Annotated in this window: 19 protein-coding genes, 3 pseudogenes and 1 riboswitch; of the genes and pseudogenes, 9 read left to right on the top strand and 13 right to left on the bottom strand. The window is 70.2% G+C overall.

Features of this window, described 5'->3' with window-relative positions; all coding sequences use genetic code 11:
• Positions 1-124: 124 nt before the first annotated feature.
• From L2X99_RS09780 to L2X99_RS09760, 5 genes are all read right to left on the bottom strand, one after another.
• Positions 125-520, bottom strand: a complete 396-nt coding sequence (locus L2X99_RS09780; protein WP_236123778.1) for an NUDIX hydrolase — start codon at positions 518-520, stop codon at positions 125-127.
• A complete protein-coding gene (locus L2X99_RS09775) occupies positions 513-1,877 on the bottom strand; it encodes an FAD-binding oxidoreductase (protein ID WP_236123779.1) in 1,365 nt (454 codons plus the stop codon). Before L2X99_RS09775 ends, L2X99_RS09780 begins: the two co-directional genes overlap by 8 nt.
• Positions 1,874-2,245 (bottom strand): YrdB family protein, encoded by a 372-nt coding sequence (locus L2X99_RS09770; RefSeq protein WP_236123780.1) that lies wholly within the window; start codon positions 2,243-2,245, stop codon positions 1,874-1,876. Before L2X99_RS09770 ends, L2X99_RS09775 begins: the two co-directional genes overlap by 4 nt.
• Positions 2,246-2,439: 194 nt before the next feature.
• The gene (locus L2X99_RS17885) at positions 2,440-4,767 is read right to left on the bottom strand and encodes a sigma-70 family RNA polymerase sigma factor (protein WP_268928500.1); all 2,328 of its coding nucleotides are present in this window, start codon (positions 4,765-4,767) and stop codon (positions 2,440-2,442) included.
• Between the two features lie 415 nt (positions 4,768-5,182).
• On the bottom strand, positions 5,183-5,602 hold the full coding sequence (locus tag L2X99_RS09760; RefSeq protein ID WP_236135032.1) for an amidohydrolase family protein: 420 nt from the start codon (positions 5,600-5,602) through the stop codon (positions 5,183-5,185).
• Between L2X99_RS09760 and L2X99_RS09755 the strand changes: the two genes are divergently transcribed.
• On the top strand, positions 5,574-6,035 hold the full coding sequence (locus L2X99_RS09755; protein ID WP_236135031.1) for a hypothetical protein: 462 nt from the start codon (positions 5,574-5,576) through the stop codon (positions 6,033-6,035). The genes L2X99_RS09760 and L2X99_RS09755 overlap by 29 nt on opposite strands.
• Positions 6,036-6,346: 311 nt before the next feature.
• Here the strand turns inward: L2X99_RS09755 and L2X99_RS17880 are convergent, their stop codons facing one another.
• The 3 genes and pseudogenes from L2X99_RS17880 to L2X99_RS09745 all read right to left on the bottom strand — a co-directional run bounded on the left by L2X99_RS17880 (position 6,347) and on the right by L2X99_RS09745 (position 7,858).
• Positions 6,347-7,051: a family 20 glycosylhydrolase gene (locus L2X99_RS17880; protein WP_268928499.1), complete on the bottom strand. Its 705-nt coding sequence runs from the start codon at positions 7,049-7,051 to the stop codon at positions 6,347-6,349.
• A 115-nt stretch (positions 7,052-7,166) separates the two neighbouring features.
• Positions 7,167-7,463, bottom strand: a pseudogene (locus L2X99_RS17875) (family 20 glycosylhydrolase); the annotation flags it as partial.
• A complete protein-coding gene (locus tag L2X99_RS09745; protein ID WP_236135030.1) occupies positions 7,463-7,858 on the bottom strand; it encodes a glycoside hydrolase family 20 zincin-like fold domain-containing protein in 396 nt (131 codons plus the stop codon). The gene L2X99_RS09745 and the pseudogene L2X99_RS17875, both read right to left, overlap by 1 nt.
• A 97-nt stretch (positions 7,859-7,955) precedes the next feature.
• Positions 7,956-8,040: riboswitch (ZMP/ZTP riboswitch) on the top strand.
• A gap of 39 nt (positions 8,041-8,079) precedes the next feature.
• Between L2X99_RS09745 and glyA the strand changes: the two genes are divergently transcribed.
• Positions 8,080-9,354: a serine hydroxymethyltransferase gene (glyA, locus tag L2X99_RS09740; RefSeq protein WP_236123783.1), complete on the top strand. Its 1,275-nt coding sequence runs from the start codon at positions 8,080-8,082 to the stop codon at positions 9,352-9,354.
• Positions 9,355-9,443: 89 nt separating this feature from the next.
• Positions 9,444-10,326: pseudogene (locus L2X99_RS09735) on the top strand (bifunctional methylenetetrahydrofolate dehydrogenase/methenyltetrahydrofolate cyclohydrolase).
• Between the two features lie 163 nt (positions 10,327-10,489).
• On the opposite strand, the gene L2X99_RS09730 reads toward L2X99_RS09735, so the two are convergent.
• Positions 10,490-11,065 (bottom strand): TetR/AcrR family transcriptional regulator, encoded by a 576-nt coding sequence (locus tag L2X99_RS09730; protein WP_236123785.1) that lies wholly within the window; start codon positions 11,063-11,065, stop codon positions 10,490-10,492.
• A gap of 68 nt (positions 11,066-11,133) precedes the next feature.
• Here L2X99_RS09730 and L2X99_RS09725 point away from each other — a divergent pair.
• Positions 11,134-11,630, top strand: a pseudogene (locus tag L2X99_RS09725) (DUF4188 domain-containing protein).
• Positions 11,631-11,642: 12 nt separating this feature from the next.
• On the opposite strand, the gene L2X99_RS09720 reads toward L2X99_RS09725, so the two are convergent.
• The 4 genes from L2X99_RS09720 to L2X99_RS09705 all read right to left on the bottom strand — a co-directional run bounded on the left by L2X99_RS09720 (position 11,643) and on the right by L2X99_RS09705 (position 14,249).
• Positions 11,643-12,194: a hypothetical protein gene (locus L2X99_RS09720; RefSeq protein ID WP_236123786.1), complete on the bottom strand. Its 552-nt coding sequence runs from the start codon at positions 12,192-12,194 to the stop codon at positions 11,643-11,645.
• A 37-nt stretch (positions 12,195-12,231) separates the two neighbouring features.
• A complete protein-coding gene (locus tag L2X99_RS09715) occupies positions 12,232-12,951 on the bottom strand; it encodes a DUF6882 domain-containing protein (protein ID WP_236123787.1) in 720 nt (239 codons plus the stop codon).
• 66 nt (positions 12,952-13,017) lie between these two features.
• Positions 13,018-13,569 carry an MFS transporter gene (locus L2X99_RS09710; protein ID WP_236135029.1) on the bottom strand — a complete coding sequence of 184 codons (552 nt, stop codon included), beginning with the start codon at positions 13,567-13,569 and terminating at the stop codon, positions 13,018-13,020.
• The gene (locus tag L2X99_RS09705; RefSeq protein WP_236135028.1) at positions 13,566-14,249 is read right to left on the bottom strand and encodes an MFS transporter; all 684 of its coding nucleotides are present in this window, start codon (positions 14,247-14,249) and stop codon (positions 13,566-13,568) included. The genes L2X99_RS09710 and L2X99_RS09705 overlap by 4 nt, the downstream gene beginning before the upstream one ends.
• A gap of 224 nt (positions 14,250-14,473) precedes the next feature.
• Between L2X99_RS09705 and L2X99_RS09700 the strand changes: the two genes are divergently transcribed.
• From L2X99_RS09700 to L2X99_RS09680, 5 genes are all read left to right on the top strand, one after another.
• Positions 14,474-17,566 (top strand): NPCBM/NEW2 domain-containing protein, encoded by a 3,093-nt coding sequence (locus L2X99_RS09700; protein WP_236123792.1) that lies wholly within the window; start codon positions 14,474-14,476, stop codon positions 17,564-17,566.
• A 247-nt stretch (positions 17,567-17,813) separates the two neighbouring features.
• Positions 17,814-18,380, top strand: a complete 567-nt coding sequence (locus L2X99_RS09695) for a glycoside hydrolase family 20 zincin-like fold domain-containing protein (protein ID WP_236135027.1) — start codon at positions 17,814-17,816, stop codon at positions 18,378-18,380.
• Positions 18,377-18,877 carry a family 20 glycosylhydrolase gene (locus tag L2X99_RS09690; protein WP_236135026.1) on the top strand — a complete coding sequence of 167 codons (501 nt, stop codon included), beginning with the start codon at positions 18,377-18,379 and terminating at the stop codon, positions 18,875-18,877. The genes L2X99_RS09695 and L2X99_RS09690 overlap by 4 nt, the downstream gene beginning before the upstream one ends.
• 5 nt (positions 18,878-18,882) lie before the next feature.
• Complete coding sequence (locus L2X99_RS09685) at positions 18,883-20,400, top strand: discoidin domain-containing protein (protein ID WP_236135025.1); 1,518 nt, start codon at positions 18,883-18,885, stop codon at positions 20,398-20,400.
• Positions 20,401-20,459: 59 nt separating this feature from the next.
• Complete coding sequence (locus L2X99_RS09680) at positions 20,460-21,158, top strand: hypothetical protein (RefSeq protein ID WP_236135024.1); 699 nt, start codon at positions 20,460-20,462, stop codon at positions 21,156-21,158.
• Positions 21,159-21,181 lie beyond the last annotated feature (23 nt).

The raw sequence follows: 21,181 nt of genomic DNA, 5'->3' as shown, positions 1-21,181 counted from the left end.
CCCCACGCCCCAGCGACCCAGTCCTGTGGGCCCCTGAGCCTGTCGAAGTGGGTCCCTGAGCCTGTCGAAGTGGGCCCCTGAGCCTGTCGAAGTGGGTCCCTGAGCCTGTCGAAGGGGTGGAGGATCAGGCCCAGGCGATCGGGAGCAGGTGCTCCTCGCTGAGCGGGGCGAGGGGAAGCGAGCCCTGCTCGGACTCGGCGATCCAGCGCAGTTCGGCGAGCTCGGCCTGCACCACCACCTCTTCGGGTTCGGCGGTCATCGCGAACACGGTCGCGACGACGCGGTGACCGGGCTCGTTGGCGGCATCCGACACGAATGTGCCCAGCGGGCGCAGCTGGTCCTGGAACACGACGAGGCCGAGCTCTTCACGGAGCTCGCGCACCAGCGTCTCGGCGGCGGTCTCGCCGGTCTCGGGCTTGCCGCCGGGCTGCATGAAGCGCTCGGTGCCGTTCTTGCGCACCAGCAGCGCGCGGCCCTCGCTGTCGGTGATGACGGCCGCACTCACGTGGATGTCAGGCATGGGGAGCGAACACCTTTCCTGGATTGAGGATGCCCTGCGGGTCGAAGACGCGCACGATCTGCCGCTGCAGCTCCCACTGGTCGTCGCCGAGCTCCTCGGCCAGCCAGCGACTCTTCAGCGTGCCGATGCCGTGCTCGCCGGTCAGCGTGCCGCCGAGGCTGAGCGCAGCGCGGAACAGCTCTCCTGCGGCGTCCCAGATGCGCGGCGGCACCTCGTCGCCGTCGACGATGAAGTTCGGATGCAGGTTGCCGTCGCCGGCGTGCGCCACGGTGGGGATGCGGATGCCGTAGGCGGCCTCGATCCGGGCGATCTCGTCGAACATCGCCGGCATCGCGCTGCGCGGCACCGAGACGTCCTCGATGAGCGTCGTGCCCAGGCTCGCCATCGCGGCATGCATCGAGCGGCGGATCGACAGGAGCCGCTCACCCTCCTCCGCATCCGCGCTCCAGGCCACCTCGCCGCCGGCCGCGCGGAGCAGATCGGCGATGAGCTCGGCCTCGGCGCGGGCTGCGGGGCCGTCGGTGCGGATCGTGAGCTGCGCGGCGCCATCCGCAGGCGCCGGGAGCGCGAGCAGGGCGTGCACGGCCTCGAGACTGGCAGCGTCCATCAGCTCCATGATCGCGGGCTGCACGCCGGCGGCCGTCACTGCGGCCGATGCCGCAGCGGCGGCGCGCACGCCGGGGAAGATCGCGGCGAGCGTGCAGACCTCGCCCTCGACGCGGCGACGCAGGCGCAGGGTGGCCCCCACGATCACGCCGAGCACGCCCTCGGAGCCGATCACCAGCGAGGTGAGGTCGAGACCGGTGACGCCCTTCACAGAGCGGTGCCCGAGGTGCAGCAGACGTCCGTCGGCGAGCACGACGTCCACGGCCAGCACCGCGTCGCGGACCACCCCATACTTGGCGCACAGCAGGCCGCCGGCGCCGGTGGCGATGTTGCCGCCGACGGTGGAGATCTCCCGGCTGGCCGGGTCGGGCGCCCACCACAGTCCGTGCCGGACGAGCTCGGCGTTGAGATCGGCGTTCAGGATGCCGGGCTCGACGACCGCGAGCAGATCATCGGGGCGCACGTCGAGGATGCGGATCATCCGCGCCGTGGAGAGCACGATCTCGCCGGTGCCGGCGTTCGCCGCGCCCGCGAGGCCGGTGCCCGCGCCGCGGACGACGACGGGCGTGCCCGTCGCGGTGGCGATGCGCATGGTCTGCTGCACGTGCTCGACGGTCTCGGCGTGCACCACCGCCAGAGGGCGGCCCTGCGCGGCATGGCCGGAACGATCGGAGCGTGCCGCCTCGAGCACGGTGGCGCCGGTGTCGACCAGCCCGCCCAGCTCGGCACGGAGCCGCTCCAGCACCGTCATGAGAGCGAACGGCGCCCGGCCACCAAACCCGCGCCCACCGCGACGACGGCGAAGGCGATACCCGCCCAGCCCTGCCCCATCGCCCACCAGGCGAGGGTCACGCCGACGTAGATCAGCAGCTCGACGACGGCGCGCAGGAACGGATGCAGCCGCAGCACCGGCCTCGGCGAGAGGAACAGCGCCCACACCAGCAGCACGACCACAGGCAGGCCGATCCCGAACACGATGTTCATCGGCAGCGGCCACGACACGAAGCCCCACAGCCCGAGGGAGAACAGGGCGACGACCAGCACGATCGCGCGGACGACGTCGAGCGGGGTGATGTTCGGGCGGTTCACGCCCGGAACGGCGGTGGAGTCCTGGGGCATGCCTCAAGTCTAGGCGGGTCTCGGACGACCGTCCGTCAGGGGTGTTTGCCGCGGGGTCTTGTCGCACCGGCGCGCGCGAACGGCGGACTCGATGCGCTCGTCAGGCGCACGCGCCGTCGATCATTTCATGCCGGAGCCCTACGATGTACGGCACGATCACGTCGACGTCCGGAGGATGCCGACCCTCGATCGGATCAGTCCAGGGCGGCTGTGCCGTCGGTCGATGCAGTATCGCCGACGGGGCTCGAGTCGGCCGACGTGGCGTCGTCCGACTCGGGCGCGTCGGACGGGGCAGGAGCCTCTGACGGCTCGGACTTCGGTGCGGATCCCTCGGTCACGGCCGGAGCCGCGGCAGCCGGAGCGGAGGCGGGCGGCGCCGGCTCGGCATTGGAAGCGGGCGCGGCGGCATCCTCTGACTGGAGAGCCGCGGGTGCCGCCGTCTCGTTCGCCGGGACCTTCGACTCGACAGAAGCAGCGGGAGCATCGGTCTGCGTGGCAGCAGCCAGCGCCGCCGTGTCCGCTGGAGCGGACTGCAGTGTCGATCCGGCACCCAGGGCGCGCAGCCGCGTGGTGTGCAGATCCCCGGCGGAGCCGTCGATCACGGCGCGGAATGTCACTGACGCATTGCGAAAGATCTGCTCGAGCGTGGGGCGCAACTCGGCGGTGCCCTTGCCGGACTGGTCCAGAGTGATGTCCGTGCTGCTTTCCGTGGCACCGTCCAGCAGGACCCGCACTTCGACCGTCGCGCCGGGGGTACCGCTGAGCGGGATCGATACGTGCGTCACCAAGTTGCCGTCGATCCAGACGCTCGCCGGCCCCCAAGTCACCGTCGGTGCGGCCGGAACTTCACTTCCCGGGTCCGTTCCGGGGTCGGTTCCCGGGTCTGTGCCGGGGTCTGTGCCGGGGTCTGTGCCGGGGTCGGTGCCGGGGTCGGTGCCGGGGTCGGCGCCGGGGTCGGTTCCGGGATCTGTGCCCGGGTCAGTTTCGGGGTCCGTGCCGGGATCTGTTCCGGGGTCGGTTTCGGGGTCTGTGCCCGGGTCAGTTTCGGGGTCCGTGCCGGGATCTGTTCCGGGGTTCGTGCCCGGGTCGGTTCCGGGGTCGGTGCCCGGGTCGGTTCCGGGGTCGGTTCCGGGGTCGGTTCCGGGGTCGGTGCCCGGGTCGGTTCCGGGGTCGGTGCCCGGCTCCGTCCCCGGATCGGTGCCCGGCTCCGTCCCCGGATCGGTCGGAGCGGCCGGCGGAGCGGGCTTCACCGCATCGGCCGACGGTGCGGAGGATGCCTCGGGCGCCGGAGCGGGCAGCGCATCGGCATCGGTCGCCGGGGGCTCCTCCGGCTGCGGAGCATCCGGCTGCGGCTCGTCCTCGACCTCGATCACGACCGGCTGCTGGTCGAGCACCGACTGGTCGGGCGAGACCTCCGACGAGATCGACGACGGGTCGTCGTCGCCGGCCGAAGGCTGCGACGTGGCAGGCGCGGCGCTCAGCATGCTGGGGACGACCGCGACGGCGGCCACAACCCCGGCCACGAGAAGCGCGGCCGAACCCGCACCGACGAGCGCTCCGATACCCGTGAGCGCCCCGCCGGCCGAGCCACCGGCCGTGCCGCCGGTGCCCGCCGCCGATCCTGCCGCCTGGCTGCCACCTGCGGCGGCGCCGGCCGTCGCGCTGCCGGCGACCACGGCGCCCTCGACGACGTCGGAGGGCATCGCAGCGAGAGCCACGATCGGGGTTCCGCCGCCCTGCAGGGCAGCCAGGTAGCCACCCGCGCCGGCCACTCCGAGCACGAGAGGGAGCAGTACCAGGGCGAGCCGGTTCGACACGTCCTTCGCCTCCGCGGCGACGATCATGCATCGCGCGCAGTCGTCCAGATGGGCTTCGAGGCGCTTGCGGTCACGCACGCCGAGGTTGCCGCGCGAGTAGGCGCCGAGATGCTCGATCGTCCACTGGCAGTCCGAGCCCGGCTCAGCGCTGCGCAGATGCGCCTGGATCCACGCCTCGCGCAGACCCTCGCGCGCGCGGAAGGCGAGCTGCGAGACGGCACCGGCCTTCATCCCGAGCAGCGGCGCGATCTCGGCCGGCTTCATCTGCTCGATCTCCGAGTACCAGAGCACCTCCTGCCAGCGCGACGGGAGACTGCGGAACGCCTGGGCGGTCAGACCCCGGTCGAGGGCCTCCTCGGCAGCCTGGTCGGTGCTGCTCGGGTCGACGACGGTGTCCAGCTCGTCGATCGCGGTCTCCCTGCGGGCACGGCCCCAGGCGGCGGCGGTGTTGCGGATGCTGGTGAACAGATACGCCCGGAACGAACCGTTCGGGCCACCGCCCTTGAGGATCGCCTGGTAGATGCGGGCGTACGACTCCTGCACGAGATCGTCGGCGTCGATCGTCGAGGTGACCGAGCGGGCGACCGCGACCCCGCAGGGGTAGTGCCGACGCCAGAGTTCGCCGAACGCTGCGGCGTCACCCGAGCGGGTGCGGAGGACGAGATCGGCGTCTGCCGTCAGGTCGTCGGTGGTGTCGTCGTGCACAGATCTTTCCCAGGCTGATAGAGCTTCCAGGGCCGCGGGAGCGGTCTCACAAGAAGAGACGCGTGAACTCCGGATTCGTCACGCGCCTCATCCATTCTCACCCCAACTCCATGATTCGGAAAGCCCCTGTGCACAACTCCCGGCGACTGCGGATCAACCTCTCGGGAAAGTTTCTGCAGAACCCGCGTAATGAATCACGACGACCGTCGTCTCATCCGTAGAGCATGTCGCACGCGCCACCGGGGGGCGGTCGCGGACGACAGCCGGTGCAGAGCGATGCGCCGGTCGGTGGGCTCGGGATCCTCGGGGGAGGAGCTCCCGAGCCCCACCGGCTCTGGAACTGGGGAAACTGCCCGAAACAGGGACCGAGGCCGTCGCATCTGGGGTGCGACGGCCTGTTCCGTCCTGTGGCGGATCAGCGCGCGGTGCGCGCGCCGGTCCAGACCCGCACGACCTGCAGGTCCGCGTTCAGGAGCACCGCGTCGCCGAGCATCCCCGGTCGCAGTGCGCCGAGCTCCTCGCCGAATCCGACCGCCGCCGCCGGGGTCTCGGTGAGCGCGCGCACCGCCTCGGAGAGCGTGGCGCCGGCGGCGACCGCGTTGCGCAGCGCGGCATCCTGGGTGAGGGTCGATCCGGCGATCGACCCGGAGTCGACGCGTGCGACGCCGTCGAGCACGGTCACATGCAGCCCGCCCAGCGAGTACTCGCCGTCGACGGATCCGGCGGCCGCCATCGAGTCGGTGATGAGAGCGACCCGGCCGGGGGCCTCGTCGAACAGCAGCTTCGTCACATGCGGATGCAGGTGGATGTCGTCGACGATCGCCTCCAGCGTCACGCGATGGTCGGCCGCCGACGGTGAGCACCGGCCCCGGGTTGCGATGGTGGATCGGCCGCATGGCGTTGAATGCGTGCGTGAGGATCGATGCGCCGGCATCGAACGCCGCGCGCACGGTGTCGTCGTCGGCGTCCGTGTGTCCGATCGCGGCGGCCGCGCCGCTCGCGACCACGATGCGCACCGCCTCGAGACCGCCGGGGATCTCCGGCGCGATCGTCATCTGCCGCACGGTGCCGCGGCCGGCCTCGAGCAGTCGCTCGACGTCGCCGCCGGTCGGCTCGCGGAGCAGCTCCGGATCGTGTGCGCCCTTGTGTCCGGGATCGAGGAACGGGCCCTCCAGGTGGCTGCCCAGGATGTCGGCATCCGTCTCGCGCAGGTCCGCGATCTCGGCGACCCGCGCCGCCAGCGCGTCGAGCGACCCCGTCACCAGTGAGACCACGGCCCTGGTGGTGCCGTGGGTGCGGTGCATGTCACGGGCGGTGCGGATGGCGGCGACGCCGTCATCGAAGGCGACACCGGCGCCGCCGTGACCGTGGATGTCGATGAATCCGGGGGTGAGGATCGCGCCGCTGCCGGCGACGGCGGTGGCGTCGACGATCGTGTCGGCATCGGCCCGGTCCTGCCCGACGCCCAGCTCGGCGACACGGCCGTCCTCGATGAGGACCCAGGCGTCGTCGACGATGAGGCCGTCGTTCACCAGCCGCGCGGAATGGATCAGCAGGGAACCCTGTGCCGAGCTGTCGGTCATGCCCATGCGATCTCCTCAGAACGGGTGAAGTCGATACCGGAAGCCTCCCACGCGGGAGCCAGGCCCGCGACTCGGGTGCGGAACGATTCCCAGCTGCGCTCGGCGCCGTCCTTCGGCGACCAGGCGGTCTCGGCGTGCGCGGCGATGCGCGGGAAGACCAGCGCGTCGCCCGCGGCGATGGTGGTGACGGTCTCGGTCCAGAGCGGCGCCTCGACCCCGAGGATCGCCTCGGCGGGAAGGCCCGGCACGACCGCGGTCGGCTCCCACTCGTAGGCGGCGCGCACCGGCACGATCCCCGCCCAGACCAGCCCGAGCGGGAAGTCCGCAGTGGGCTTCATGTCGAGATAGGTGCGGTCGGACGGCGACATGATCAGCGAGCCACCGCGTTCCACGAAGTGCCCGGCTTCCTCGGCATGCGAGCCCTTCGGCTCGACGCTGCCCCAGTACTGCCCGATCGTGCCCTCGGCGATGCCGGCGACGGCACCCGCCTCGTGCCAGGCGACGGGGATCTTGCCGGTGTCGGCGGCCATACGGCTGACCCGCTCGAAGAACAGCGCGAAGTCCGCGGCGGGCGTGCCGAGGCACTCGTCGCCGCCGATGTGCAGGTACGGGCCGGGGGTGATCTCCGCGACCTCTCTCAGCACGTCGCCCACGAAGTCGTAGGTGCGCTCCTCGTGGATGCGCACCGAGGAGTGCCCCACCGCGGCGCCGACGGTAGAACTCGCCGTGAACCGGCAGCGGGATGCCGAGCGCCGCCTGCTCGGCGACGGACTGCTCGCTGAGCCAGGGCTGCTCGACGAGGTCGGGGTAGGCGACGCCCACCGCGTGCGTATGACCGGGCAGATCGATCTCGGGCACGACCGTGACGTGGCGGTCGGCGGCGTAGGCGAGGATCTCGCGGTACTGGTCCTTCGTGAAGAACCCGCCCTCGCCGCCGGTGGTGTCGCTGCCCGACCCTCGCTCGGTGAGCAGCGGCCAGGAGTCGATCTCCAGACGCCAGCCCTGGTCGTCGGTGAGGTGCAGGTGCAGGTGGTTGAACTTCAGGTCGACGGCGCGGTCGATGTAGGCCTTCACATCGTCGACGCCGAAGAAGTGCCGCGCGACGTCGAGCATCACGCCGCGGTACGCGAAGCGCGGAGCATCCTCGATGCGCACGCGGGGACGACCCATCCCGCATCCGATTCATGCACCAGCTGCAGCAGCGTGCGGGTGCCGTAGAACAGCCCGGCGGCGTCCGCGCCGGTGATGAGGACGCGGTCCTCCCTCGTGTCGAGGAGGTACGCCTCGGGGCCGCCGACGGCGGGATCGACGGACAGCGCGATCTCGGCATCCGTTCCGCCGCCGACGATCTGCGACCGGATGCCGGTCCGCGTGACCAGCGCGTCGCGCAGCTGCCCGGCGACGGCGGCGTCGCCGGAGATGCGCGCGGAAGCCAGGGGGATCACACCCTCTTCTCTGCGGACATCGACGGGGTAGGGGACGAGTGGCAGGGAATCAGGAAGGGCCATGAACAAAACCTATCCTGATGGCGCGCCGCAGGGGAGGGGCCGAGGCCCGTAATGCTCGGATCTTCGGCATCCGCGGCGCGCGCCCATCGGGTAGGCTCTTCCTCGTCGCGACTGGCGTCTGGGTGGGTCACCACCGGGGAGCGACTTCTCATGGGAATCGACCGCGCGCCTGGGCCGATGCGAAACCATCCCCTCTTCCCGTGAGAAAGCAGGAAACCGCCATGACCGACCGCTTCTTCAACGCACCCCTCTCCGAGGTCGATCCCGAGATCGCTCAGGTCCTCGATCGTGAGCTGAAGCGCCAGCAGACCTTCCTCGAGATGATCGCGTCCGAGAACTTCGTGCCCGTCTCGGTGCTGCAGTCGCAGGGCTCGGTGCTGACCAACAAGTACGCCGAGGGCTATCCCGGCCGCCGTTACTACGGCGGCTGCGAAGAGGTCGACGTCGCCGAGGAGCTCGCCATCCAGCGGGCGAAGGACCTTTTCGGCGCCGAGTTCGCCAACGTGCAGCCGCACTCCGGCGCCACCGCGAACGCCGCCGTGCTGCACGCGATCGCCCGCCCCGGTGACACGCTGCTGGGTCTGTCGCTCGACCAGGGCGGTCACCTCACGCACGGCATGAAGATCAACTTCTCCGGCCGCCTCTACGACATCGTCGCGTACGGCGTGAACCCCGAGACGTCGACCATCGACATGGACGAGGTGCGCCGCCTGGCCATCGAGCACAAGCCGAAGGTCATCATCGCCGGCTGGTCGGCGTACCCCCGCACCCTCGACTTCGCCGCCTTCCGCGCGATCGCCGACGAGGTCGGCGCCCTGCTCTGGGTCGACATGGCGCACTTCGCCGGTCTCGTCGCCGCCGGTCTGCACCCGAACCCGGTGCCGCACGCCCACGTCGTCTCGTCGACCGTGCACAAGACCATCGGCGGCCCCCGCTCCGGCTTCATCCTCACCAACGACGCCGACATCGCGAAGAAGATCAACTCGGCCGTGTTCCCCGGGCAGCAGGGCGGCCCGCTGATGCACGTGATCGCCGCGAAGGCGACCGCGTTCAAGATCGCCGGCACCCCGGAGTTCAAGGAGCGCCAGGAGCGCGTGCTGCGCGGCGCCGCGATCATCGCGGACCGTCTCTCGCAGCAGGACGTGAAGGATGCCGGCATCGCCGTGCGCTCGGGCGGCACGGACGTGCACCTGGTGCTGGTCGACCTGCGCGACGCCGAGATCGACGGCAAGCAGGCCGAGGATCTGCTGCACGACATCCACATCACGGTGAACCGCAACGCGGTGCCGAACGACCCGCGTCCGCCGATGGTGACGAGCGGCCTCCGGATCGGCACGCCTGCGCTGGCGACGCGCGGCTTCGGCGACGCCGAGTTCACCGAGGTGGCCGACGTCATCGCCCTTGCGCTGCAGCCCGGTGCCGACATCGATGCGCTGCGCACTCGCATCGACGCGCTCGCCGCCGCGTTCCCGCTGTACCCCGACCTGCAGCAGTAATCGTTTCGAATCTGCAGGCCCGCGCCGAGACGGGGGCGTAGCACCTCGGTCTCGGCGCGGGCCTGCAGTCTCGATGAGAGGAACATGACATGACCGCGAAGATCCTCGACGGCAAGGCCGCCGGCGGCGGCGATCAAGACCGAGCTGGCCGAGCGCGTCGCCGCACTGCGCGAGCGCGGTGTGGTGCCGGGCATCGGAACCGTGCTGGTGGGGGCCGACCCGGCATCCCAGCTGTACGTGGGGATGAAGCACAGGCAGTCCGAGGCGATCGGGATGAACTCGATCCAGCGCGAGCTGCCGGCGGATGCCACGCAGGAGCAGGTCGAGGCGCTGATCGACGAGCTCAACGCCGACCCGGCCTGCCACGGGTACATCGTGCAGCTGCCGCTGCCGAAGCACCTCGACACCGACGCCGTCCTGGAACGGATCGATCCTGCCAAGGACGCCGACGGCCTGCATCCGACCAACCTCGGGCGGCTGGTGCTGAACGTCAATGCGCCGATCCACACGCCGCTGCCGTGCACACCCCGCGGCGTGATCGAGCTGCTGCTGCGCAACGACTACGACCTCAAGGGCAAGCACGTCGTGGTCGTCGGCCGCGGCGTCACGATCGGTCGTCCGATCGGGCTGCTGCTGACCCGCCGCGACATCAACGCGACGGTCACGCAGGTGCACACCGGCACCCCCGACATGTCGCCGTACCTGCGGACGGCGGACGTGATCGTCGCGGGCGCTGGGGTCAAGCACCTCATCAGGGCCGAGGACGTGAAGCCGGGCGCCGCGGTGCTCGACGTCGGCGTCACGCGCGAGGTCGATCCCGAGACCGGGAAGAACAGGGTCCACGGCGACGTGCATCCGGATGTCGCGGAGGTGGCGGGCTGGCTCTCGCCGAACCCCGGCGGCGTGGGGCCGATGACCGTGGCGCTGCTCATGACGAACGTGGTGGAGGCCGCCGAGCGCACGCTCGGCTGACGCGACCTCCACCGTCGAGGCCCCGCTCGGTCGCCGACGCCCCTCCTGAACAACGTGATTCAGGAGGGGCGTCGGCATTCGGCAGGCGTGCGGATGCGTGGTGCGGGCGGGACCGCACCGCCGGGCTGAGTCCGAACCGGGCCGACCGCTCCCGGGGGAGCGGTCAGGAGGAGGGCGCGGGCAGCGGGAACGCGCGCTCGACGGTGTCGAGGACGGCGTCGTACAGCGCGTCCCAATCGCTCACCTGAGGGGCGACGTCGGCGAGCTCGAGGCTGACCGCTCCGTGCACCTGGGCCCACACCGTCATCGCAGCCGGCATCACCTGCGTAGCCGGTACTCGGAGGGCGAGGGCGCGCACCAGGGGCGTCATCGCAGCCGTGGCGACATCCGCATCGGTCGCGCAGTCCGCTGCGGCGGTGATCGCTCCGCCGAACATCAGCCGGTACAGCGCGGGATTCGCCTTCGCCCACGTGCGGTAGGCCCGGCCGAGAGCGCGCAGTCCGGCGGACTCGGTCTCGGCCTGGGCGGCGCCGAACGATGTGAAGCCGTGATCGATCACGGCGACGAGCAGCTGCGCCTTGCCGCCGAACAGGGCGTAGACCGCCGAGGTCGAGGTGTCGGATGCCTGCGCGATCTCGCGCAGGCTGATGCGTTCGGGTCCTTTCGCGTCGACCATGGCGGCGGTGACGTCGAGCAGTCGGTCGCGGAGCTCTGCGGTGTGGACGATCGGTCTTGCCATGGTGACGATGTTACCGTAACGTTGTTGCATAACGACGTTACAAAACTTGTTCGGAAGAGGAGAGGCCCATGGCTCAGCAGGTACACCCCGGTCGATTCACCGCCGCACCCGACCGCACGGACGTCACCGTCTTCCTGATCGGCATGCGTGCCAACCGCTGGTGGCAGGTCGGGAGGGTCGGGTGGACGGCGAGCAGGATGGCGCCCATGCTGCGCCATCTCGCCACGCATCCCGATGCCGGGATGCTCGGGCGCACAGCTGGTTCGGACGGACGACGCTCCTGCTGTCCTACTGGGAGAGCCCGGAGCACCTGCAGCGGTTCGCCGCGGACCGCGATGCGCCGCACCTGCAGCCCTGGCGCGATTTCATGCGCACCCTGCAGGGCACGGGGAGCGTGGGCGTCTGGCATGAGACCTACCAGGTTCCCGTCGCAGACCTCGAGGCCGTCTACGTCGACATGCCCGTGTTCGGCCTGGCGGCCGCGACGGCGCACGTGCCGGTCGGGCCCGGCGCCAAGACCGCCCGTCAGAGACTGGGGCGCGCGTCCCGGACGGAGACGTCGTGAGCGCCGTCGTGCTCAGAGGTCGTCGAGCATCCTGCGCTGTTCCGGGGTGAGTCCGTCGGACAGCTCCTCGCGGGCGGCCGTGGTCGCCGGCGACTCCGGGGCGGGCGCAGGCGAGCCCGCTGCGGGCCTGCCCGTCACCTTCGACGACGTCGCGTCGTACACCTGTCCCGCCTTCGCGCGCAGCCGGTCGTCGAACCGGTCGTAGATCACCCAGCCGATCAGCAGCACGATCGGGGGCACGATCCAGCCCCAGAAGAACCCGCTCACCGACACGCCGCTGAGCAGCACGGTGGCCGCCCAGATGATCAGCTCGACGACGAACACGATCGCGTACTGCACGAGCTTCTCGCCGAAGCGTGACCGCTCATCGGACGACTTCGCCGCCGAGGAGCGGAACCATTTCAGCAGCGCCGGCTTGAGCGCCAGTGCGGCCGCGGTGAGGACGATCGCGGCCCAGAAGGCGTTCCACCCGACGTGCACCGAGCGGAGCACGAGCCCGAGCACGAGCAGCACGGCGACGTTGAACACGTAGAGCGCCGCGAAACGGACGATGGCGTTGCGCATGAGCCCAGCTTCGCACACCGTGTGCTCGCGAGGGAGGTCAGGCCGGGGCGAGAGAGCTCTCGATGCCGGCGATCCGGGCGAACTCGTCGAAGCGGAACGTGGCCGACCCGCTCGCGTCGTTCACCGTGGCTCCGGTGAACGCCTCATCCGTCCACTGCAGGTTCCAGGCGGCGAGCCGGGCGAGATCCCACACCGAGGTGCGCGGGTCGGACAGCTCGGCGGAGGCGAGGATGCGGGGCAGCGCGACGACGGCATCGGCCACGGTGAGCGGGCCCAGCACGCCGTCCAGGACGAAGACCGCGCGGGTCCCGCCACCGGCATCCGCGGCGAAGTACGGCGCGCGACCGGTGAGCTCGCCCGCGACACCGCCCACGACGTGCGCGGCGTCGATCACCCAGGCGTCCACGTCGGCGATGCCCTCGGGAAATGGGGTCTCGCCCTCCGAGAGTGCAGGCATGCCGTACTGCGACCCGTAGTCGCGCAGCTTGGCGGCGATGCCGTCGACCGCGCCCATCGGGTGCGCCCATCCCCAGAGCACGGAGTGCGCCTCCGGGGCGATCGACGCGATCAGATGCGCGGTCGCGGTGATGCTTCGCGACGGGTCCGCCACGGACGCGAACGTGATGGTCCCCGCCGGGAGATCCGCATCCCAGCGGTGCTCGCCGAGGGCGTCGACGACCATGACGAACTGGTCCTGGCGGAGAGCGGAGAAGAGCGCCGCCCGTGCGGCGAGCGGGCGGAGGGCATCGAAGGTCATGCACTCAGTGTGCGCGCCCTCGCTATGAATCGCACCCCGGAGGCCTTTGGGATTCCCGCGTGCTACCTATGAACGTGGCGCGATCGCACCCTCCGCACGTCCCATCCGCCACACGCTCGGCACAGCGAGAGCCGACAGCGCGATCACGGCGTACAGGATGCCGGAGGTCACGAGCACCGTCGCCGGGTCGGCGCGCGTGATCAGCCAGCCGTAGACGAGCGTGCCGATCGGCATCACGACGAAGCTGCCGAGCATGTCGTAGCTGGAGACACGGGAGAGCTTGTCGCCCGGGATGTTCTCCATCATTGCGACGCTCCAGGCGGTGCCGAAGATCTCATGACCTGTGCCGGCGAGGAAGGCGGCGATCGCGAGCAGCACGACGGCCGGGTGCACGCCGAGCACCGTGAGGGGGATCGCGAAGATCGACATGCCGATCATGCCGAACCGCAGCGGCCGTCGCAGCGGGTAGCGCATCAGGATCAGCGTCATCAGCAGCACGCCGAGCCCCTCCGCGCTGACCACCCAGCCCCAGCCGGAGATACCGAGCCGGTCGTCGTTCTTCGCGATGTACGGTCCGACGACGCCCCAGGCGCCGACGTGGATCGCGTTCATGATCATGAAGGCGAGCACGATGGTCCACAGCCAGGAGCGGCTCCAGAACTCCCCCAGCCGGCGCGCAGATCGGCGAACAGCGAGAACTCGCCGTCACCCGCGGGCGGAGGGAGCTTCACCAGCGCCAGGATCGGGATCGCGGCGAGCCAGCCGATCACCTGCACCACCATCGCCCACGCGGGTCCTACCGTTGCCACCAGTACGCCGGCGATCACCGGGCCGCCGATGGTGACCGCGGAGCGGACGAAGGAGATCATCGCGTTCGCCTGCTGCAGGTGGGCCGGAGTGGTCAGCTGGGGGATGAGGCCCTGCATCGCGGGCATGACGAACGCGGTCGACGCGCCGTTGAGCGCGGCCAGTCCGATCAGCGCCGGGATGCTCGCGGTGCCGGTGAACAGCAGCGCCGCGATCGTGCCGATCGAGAGGATGTCGAGCACGTAGCACGCCTGGATGACGAGAGCCCGGGGCAGCCGGTCCGCGACGACCCCGCCGAACAGGACGAACACGATGTTCGCGACCGTGAACGCGGCGAGCACGAGCGACAGGCTGACGGGGTCGTTGTCGATCCCCAGCACGGCGAACGCCAGCGCGATCGACGACATCGAGCCCGTGATCAGCGTGATCGCCCGTGCGAGGAAGAACCAGCGGAAGTTGCGATCGCCGAGCGCGGCGGGGCCGCGGGTCATCGGAGGTGTCTCAGGGGACGCATTCGTCCAGCATTCCACGGGCCCGGCGTTCTCGGGCAGCTCGAGTCCCGCATCGCGGGTGGGACTGTTCGAATCCGTTCCAATCAGATCGATCACGAACAAATCATAGATTTTCCCCGCGGGGCATGTCAGCCTCACAGGGATCACAGAATGCTGAGTCGTGACGGTTCGAGGAGGAATTCGTGCATAAAAGCTCACTTCGAATGGGTGTTGTCATCGCCGCACTCGTGGCCCTGGGGGCGACGGCCATGGCGCCGGCGGCTTCTGCAGTCGAAGGCCTCGGCGGCGATGTGCACTACGCCAGCGATGTCGACTGGGTCTCCGCGACCAACGGCTGGGGGCCCGTCGAGCTCGACTACAACAACGGCGCCAAGGCCGTGCCGGATGCTGATCGGAGCATCCAGTCGATCCGCGGGACGAAGTATCCCAAGGGCCTCGGCACGCATGCCCCGGCATCCATCGTCTACTCGCTGGGCGGCGACTGCCGTCAGCTGCTCGGATACGTCGGCATCGACGACAGCCAGAGCGGGAAGGGGCGGGTCGACTTCGTGGTCACCGTCGACGGGGCCGAGGAGTTCCGCATGGAGCGCACCGGATCCGGCCCGGCGGGCCGGCTCAACCTCGACGTCACCGGTGCCGACCTCATCGAGCTGCGGGCCGAGACCGGGCCGGAGGGCAACGGCAACGATCACGCCGACTGGGCCGACCTGCGATTCAACTGCACCGACTCCTTCATCGCCCAGCCGCTGACGATCACTCCTCAGGACACCGACCTCTCCCTGCTGTCGCCCGGTTCGACGGCGAAGGTCGCCGTCGAGGGCGTGCTGCCGCAGGCGCCGGTCACGGTGACCTTCGCCGAGGTGACGGTGACGGCGAACGCCGACGAGGACGGCCGGGCCACGGCCACCTTCGTCGTTCCGGCCGGGATCGCCGGAGGCGACTACGAGATCAGCGCCACGGGTGAGGCGAAGTTCGGTGTGACGGCGACCGGGCAGGCGCCCGCGCACGTCGTCGCGGTGTCCGAGGCGGTGCACCACATCGACTGCTCGGCCGAGGGGGAGGGCGACGGTTCGGTCGCATCGCCCTACACCTCGCTCGCGCAGCTGACCGCGGCCGTCGGGACGTTCCAGCCCGGTGAGAAGGTGCTGTTCCGCCGAGGTGCCGAATGCGCCGGGACCTTCGCCCCGAAGGGGTCAGGACTCGACACGGCGCCGATCACCGTCGCGCCCTACGGTGACGGCGACGAGGAGGCCACGATCGACGGCGCCGGCGCGCTGGCCGGCATCCACCTGCTGAACGTCAGCAACTGGACTGTCGACGGCATGCACGTGATCAACCCCGGCACCCCCGACCAGCGCCGCGTCGGCATCCTGTACGAGATCAACGACGGCTCGAAGCGCAGCGGTGTGGTACTCACCCGCAACCACGTCGAGAAGGTCGCCGGATGGTCGGACAAGACCAGCCTCGGGAACGCGTTCTCCCGCTCAGCAGGCATCTCGGTGCTCGGCGACGGCGTCGGCTGGTTCGACGGCATCACCGTGACCGACAACGTCATCAACGACACCGCAGCGGGCGGCATCAAGCTCTCGGCACCCGACAGCACCGCGCACTACAACGAGGACGTGTACGTCGCGCGCAACGACATCCGTGCGGTGGGCGGCGACGGCATCGTCATCCACAACTCCGACAGGCCGGTCATCGAGTACAACTCCGCGATCGATCTCGGGCACGGCGAGTACCCCTTCCTGAAGGGCAACTTCGCCGGCATGTGGCCGTACAACTCGGTGGATCCGCTGTTCCAGTACAACGTCGTCGGCAACAGCGTGGGCTCGACCTACGACTCGACGGCCTGGGACTGCGACATGAAGATCAAGGGCAGCTGCACCTTCCAGTACAACTACTCCTACGGCAACGCCGGCGGGTTCTACCTGGACTGCATCTCGGGCTGCGGCACCGCCTCCACGACGACGAACACGATCCTGCGCTACAACGTCTCGCAGGACGACTGCCGGCTCGCGGGATCCAGCGGCGGTCCCGGGCTGCACCTGATCTACAACAACACCTTCTCGTGCCTCAACCGTCCGTTCGAGGACGACATGAACGCGCCGCGCGAGGTGCGGAACAACATCATCATCGCCCAGGGCGGAACGCTGAAGACCGCGAACGCGGTGTACGAGAGCAACGCGTACTTCGGCGGCATCCAGCCGGCGGCCGGCGAGGCGGATGCCATCGTCGGCGACCCGCAGCTGATCGCGGCAGGCAGCGGGCAGACCACGCGCACCCTGCCGGGCTACCGACTGGCCGTCGGCTCGCCGCTGCTGGGCGCGGGCACGCCGATCGAGGATGCCGGTGAACGCGACTTCTTCGGCGACCCGATCCCCGCGACGCCGAACATCGGCGCCTATCAGGGTCCTGGCGTCGCTGCCGCACCGCTGCCGTTCCGCGAGCTCGTCAATCAGACCGCCGTCGCCTCGGCCGCCAACCCGCGCAACGGAGCGGTGACTGCGGACCTGCGTGCGTTCTCGGCGGAGGCGCTGGCGGATGCCGGGCTCGCTGTCGGCGAGAAGGTGTCGGCATTCGGCGCCGAGCTCGACTGGCACCCGAACGCCGTCGGCACTCCGGATGCGGTCAAGGCCGCCGGCCAGCAGCTGAAGCTGGAGGGCGAGGGCGACCAGCTCGTCGTCGCCGGCTTCTCCGCCGGCACGCAGACGGAGGGCACCGCCACGGTGCACTACCAGGACGGCACCACTCAGCGGGTGCGGATCGCCCTCCCGCTGTGGAGCGATCGGGCCGCGACCGCCGCGGACACCGAGGTGCTCGCCGACGCCGCATCCTCCCTGCAGCGCACGAAGCCCTACAACGGGGGCACGATCCAGAATGTGCAGGAGCGGGCGTCGATCTTCGCCCAGCGCATCCCGCTCTCGGGCAAGCCCGTGGCGAGTGTGACGCTGCCGGCGGGCAGTCCGGTCACCGGCTCCGGCCTCAGTCTGTTCGCGGTCGAGCTCGCGCAGTCCGACGGCCTGGACCTGGCGCCGACCGTGACCCCGCGTTGCCTCGCAGGCAAGGCCTACGTGTACGTCTCGGTACGCAACGACGATGACGTCCCGGTCGACATCGACCTGGACACCCCGTACGGAGCGCGCTCCTTCGCGGCCGTCGAACCCGGAGCATCCGCCACCGCCGGCTTCAACTCCCGGCTCGCGGAGTTGCCTGCGGGTGAGGTCGGAGTGCACGCGACGGCCGGCACGGCCGAGCATGACGGGAGGGCGCCGTACGGGGCGTTGTCGTGTCGATGACGCGCCGCGCGGGCGCCGGCTCGCCGGCAGCCCCGGCGGGAGCCGTCGTCTGCAGTAGAGGTCTTGTCCCGCCTTGAAATGATCGTTAGTGTGACTATTCCGCGCTAGACACGCAGAATCAATCAAATGAAGCGACGGCAGTGCGGCCGTCGCGCAGGAGAGGCTCGCGATGATGCTGAGGAATCTTGTGGATGTGCGTTCGAGATCCCTGCGGGGTCCGGGACGGGTCGCCGTAGGGCTGGCAGCCGTGGCGCTGGCTGCGGGGACCGTCGCAGGCGCTCCCGCCGACGCCTCTGCCGCCGCGCTGCGATCGGCGACCGACACGGTGGCGAACGCGAAGCCCACGGTGATCCCCGCGCTGAAGACCTGGTCGGGCGGGGAGGGGGACTGGGAGCTGAGCGACAGCACCCGGATCATCGCCCCTCCGGCACTGGACGACATGGCGCGACAGTTCGCAGCGGACCTGGATGCCGTCAGCGGGATCGCTCCGGCTGTCATGACGGACGGGGCCAGGGCCGGCGACATCGTGCTCACCCAGGACGGCTCGCTCTCGAGTGCCGACGGAGGACAGCGCTTCTCCGAGGAGGGCTACACGCTCGCCGTCGATGACCGCGTGCAGGTCTCCGCGCCGAGCGCGACCGGCGTCTTCTACGGCACGCGCACGATCCTGCAGATCCTCGCCGGCACCGACTCCCGCACCTCACTGCCTCGTGGCAAGAGCGCGGACTGGCCGGACTACGCCGTACGCGGATTCATGCTCGACGTCGGCCGGCGCTTCTTCACCCCGGGTTCGTTCGCGATTACATCCGGATGATGAGCTGGTACAAGCTCAACAACTTCCAGATCCACCTCAACGACAATCAGATCGGCCGCCCGGCGACGGGCTGGCAGGACGGGTACGCCGGTTTCCGGCTCAGGTCCGATGATCCGGAGTACGCCGGCCTCGCGTCCGCCGACGGCGCGTACGACCGTGCGGACTGGCAGAGCTTCGAAGACGTCGCGGCCGCGCACGCGGTGCAGATCGTGCCCGAGATCGACGTTCCCGCCCACTCGCTGGCGTTCATCCAGTGGAAGCCCGAGCTCGGGCTCGACGGCGGTGACTCCGACCACCTGGACCTGACCGAGCCAGGGACGACCGAGACGATCAAGGGCGTCTTCGACGAGTTCGCGCCGTGGTTCCAGGGTCCCGAGGTGCACTTCGGAGCGGATGAGTATCCGCGCCAGTACGCGACGCAGTACCGCGACTTCTTCAACGCGATGGCCGAGCACGTGCGCTCTCTGGGAAGCACCCTCGCGCCTGGGGCAGCATGACCGTGATGAGCGGCGACGCGAGCGGATACGACCGCGATGTCACCATCAACAGCTGGAACGACGGCTGGTACGGCATGGCGGCGGCCCATGCCGACGGGTACCCCTTCGTCAACTCCAACGACAGCACGCTCTACGTCGTGCCTTTCGCGGACTACTACCACGGCAGCGGCCTGAACAACGCAGAGCTCTACGCGTCCTGGCTGCCCAACCGTCGCTCCGCGACCGACGACGTCCCCGCGGGAGCACCGCAGGGTGCGATGTTCGCGGTGTGGAACGACCTGGTCGACCGCGACTACACCGAACTCGACGTGCACGGGCTGATCAGGGACTCGTTCCCGGTCATCGCCCAGAAGACATGGGCCGCGCAGACGCCTGAGCAGACGTACGCGGACTTCAGCTCGGCAGTTGCCGAGATCGGGCGCGGCCCCGGACTGAAGACGATCGAGCAGTCCGGCACCGCAGCCCCCGGCGAGCTGTCCTTCGGCGCCGACGCCACCGCCTCGTCCACCGATGCTGGCAGCGATCCGGCTCACCTCACCGACGGCCGGAGCCTGACCCGGTGGACCACCTCGGCGCAGACGGCGTCGGTGACGCTCGACCTCGGATCGGTCCAGGCCGTCGGGCGGCTCGAGGTCGACTGGGCGGGCACGGCGCCGGCGTCGTACCGGGCCACGACGTCGGCCGACGGAGTGTTCTGGCAGTCCGCAGACGTTCCGGCCGAGGCCGGGGCGCCGGTCGACCTGCGCAACGTGCGAGCACGCTACGTGTCCCTCACGGACATCACGGCGGCGGATGCTCCGATCTCGGCCTGGGCCGTGCGGGCGTTCGCGCCGAGCCCGCTCACCGCGGGCGCGATCGCCACGTCGTCGGGGGATGAGGCGGCGTCGATGCCCGCGTCGAACGCGGTCGACGGGAACCCGGCGACCCGCTGGTCGGCGTCGTACGTCGCCGAGCCGTGGCTGTCGATCGACCTCGGATCGGTGCGGCAGTTCGACGCGGTCTCGATCCTCTGGGAAGCCGCGAGCGCGAGCGCGTACGCGGTGCAGGTCGGCGACGACGGCAGCACGTGGCGCACGGTCGCCGAGCGGTCCGGCATGCCTGCTCCGTCCGGATCGTCGCGTGCGGACGCGGTGACGATCGAGCGGACCGAAGCTCGCTTCGTGCGCATCCTGGTGACCGGGAAGAACCTCAGCCCCTATCTCTCGATCATCGACGTGGCGGTTCCCCGTCCCGCAGACGCGGCGGAGGCGCAGAGCGCGTCGGTCGCGGCGCGGTGCATCGGCGGCACGGCGTATGTGTACGCGTCGGTGAAGAACACCGGTGACGCGCCGGTCGACATCACGATCGAGTCCGCGTCCGACGCGAAGACGTTCCCGGCGGTCGCGCCGGGAAGAAGCGCGAGCACGTCGTTCAACAGCCGTGAGAAGACCCTGCCCGCGGGGGAGCTGATCGTCACCGCGGAACACCCCAGCGGCAGCACGCAGCGCGCTCACGTCGGGTACGACGCCCTCGCCTGCGGCTGACCGATACCACCTGAACACCGACCGCGCCATCAGAGAGCAGCTGAGAAGGGATCCACCGCATGAGAACCAGACGTTCGATCGGCGTCGTCGCCATCGCGGCGACGTGCCTGGCGGGCCTTGCCGCCGTCGCCCCCGCCGTCGCGGCGGAACCCCTGCTGACCGAGGACTTCTCGACCGGCTCGGCGCAGCAGGTGCCCAGCGGCTGGGCGATCGACAACGAGAACGTCGCCGGGATGCGGGACGGGTGGCAGGGGTGGACCTTCCACACCACCGCCGAGGTCGTCTCCGCGTTCGGCGACAGCGGCGATCGCGCGTCGTTCGGCAAGGGACAGGGAATGGTGGCCGTTGTGGAATCCGACCTCAACCGTCCGGCGACCGGCAGGTTCGACTCGGTGCTGTGGGCGCCGCAGACGGACCTGATCGAGAAGTCCGGCGCCGTGCGCGTCCGGTTCGACAGCCACTACAAGCAGGGGCAGGCCCCGCAGACCGCTCAGCTCGTCGCGCGGTTCGACGACGGCGATCCGGTGGTCGTGCAGAGCTTCGCCACGAACCGCCTCGACGAGTCGGTGGACCTCACGGTGGACGTCCCGGCCGGCACGGACACGGTGCAGGTGGGCTGGTCGTACCTGCAGAGCTCGAACAACTGGTTCTGGATGATCGACAACGTCCAGATCTCCGAGTCTGCTCCCGCGCCGGTGACCCCCTCGTGCTCTCGGGGACGAAGCCCGTCGCAGCTCCCGGCGGCACGACCCGGGTGAAGCTCGGGGGCCTGCGCGCAGGA

This window comes from Microbacterium sp. KUDC0406 (assembly GCF_021582875.1).
Taxonomy (GTDB): Bacteria; Actinomycetota; Actinomycetes; order Actinomycetales; family Microbacteriaceae; genus Microbacterium.
This window is presented reverse-complemented; position numbering and strand designations above follow the sequence as displayed.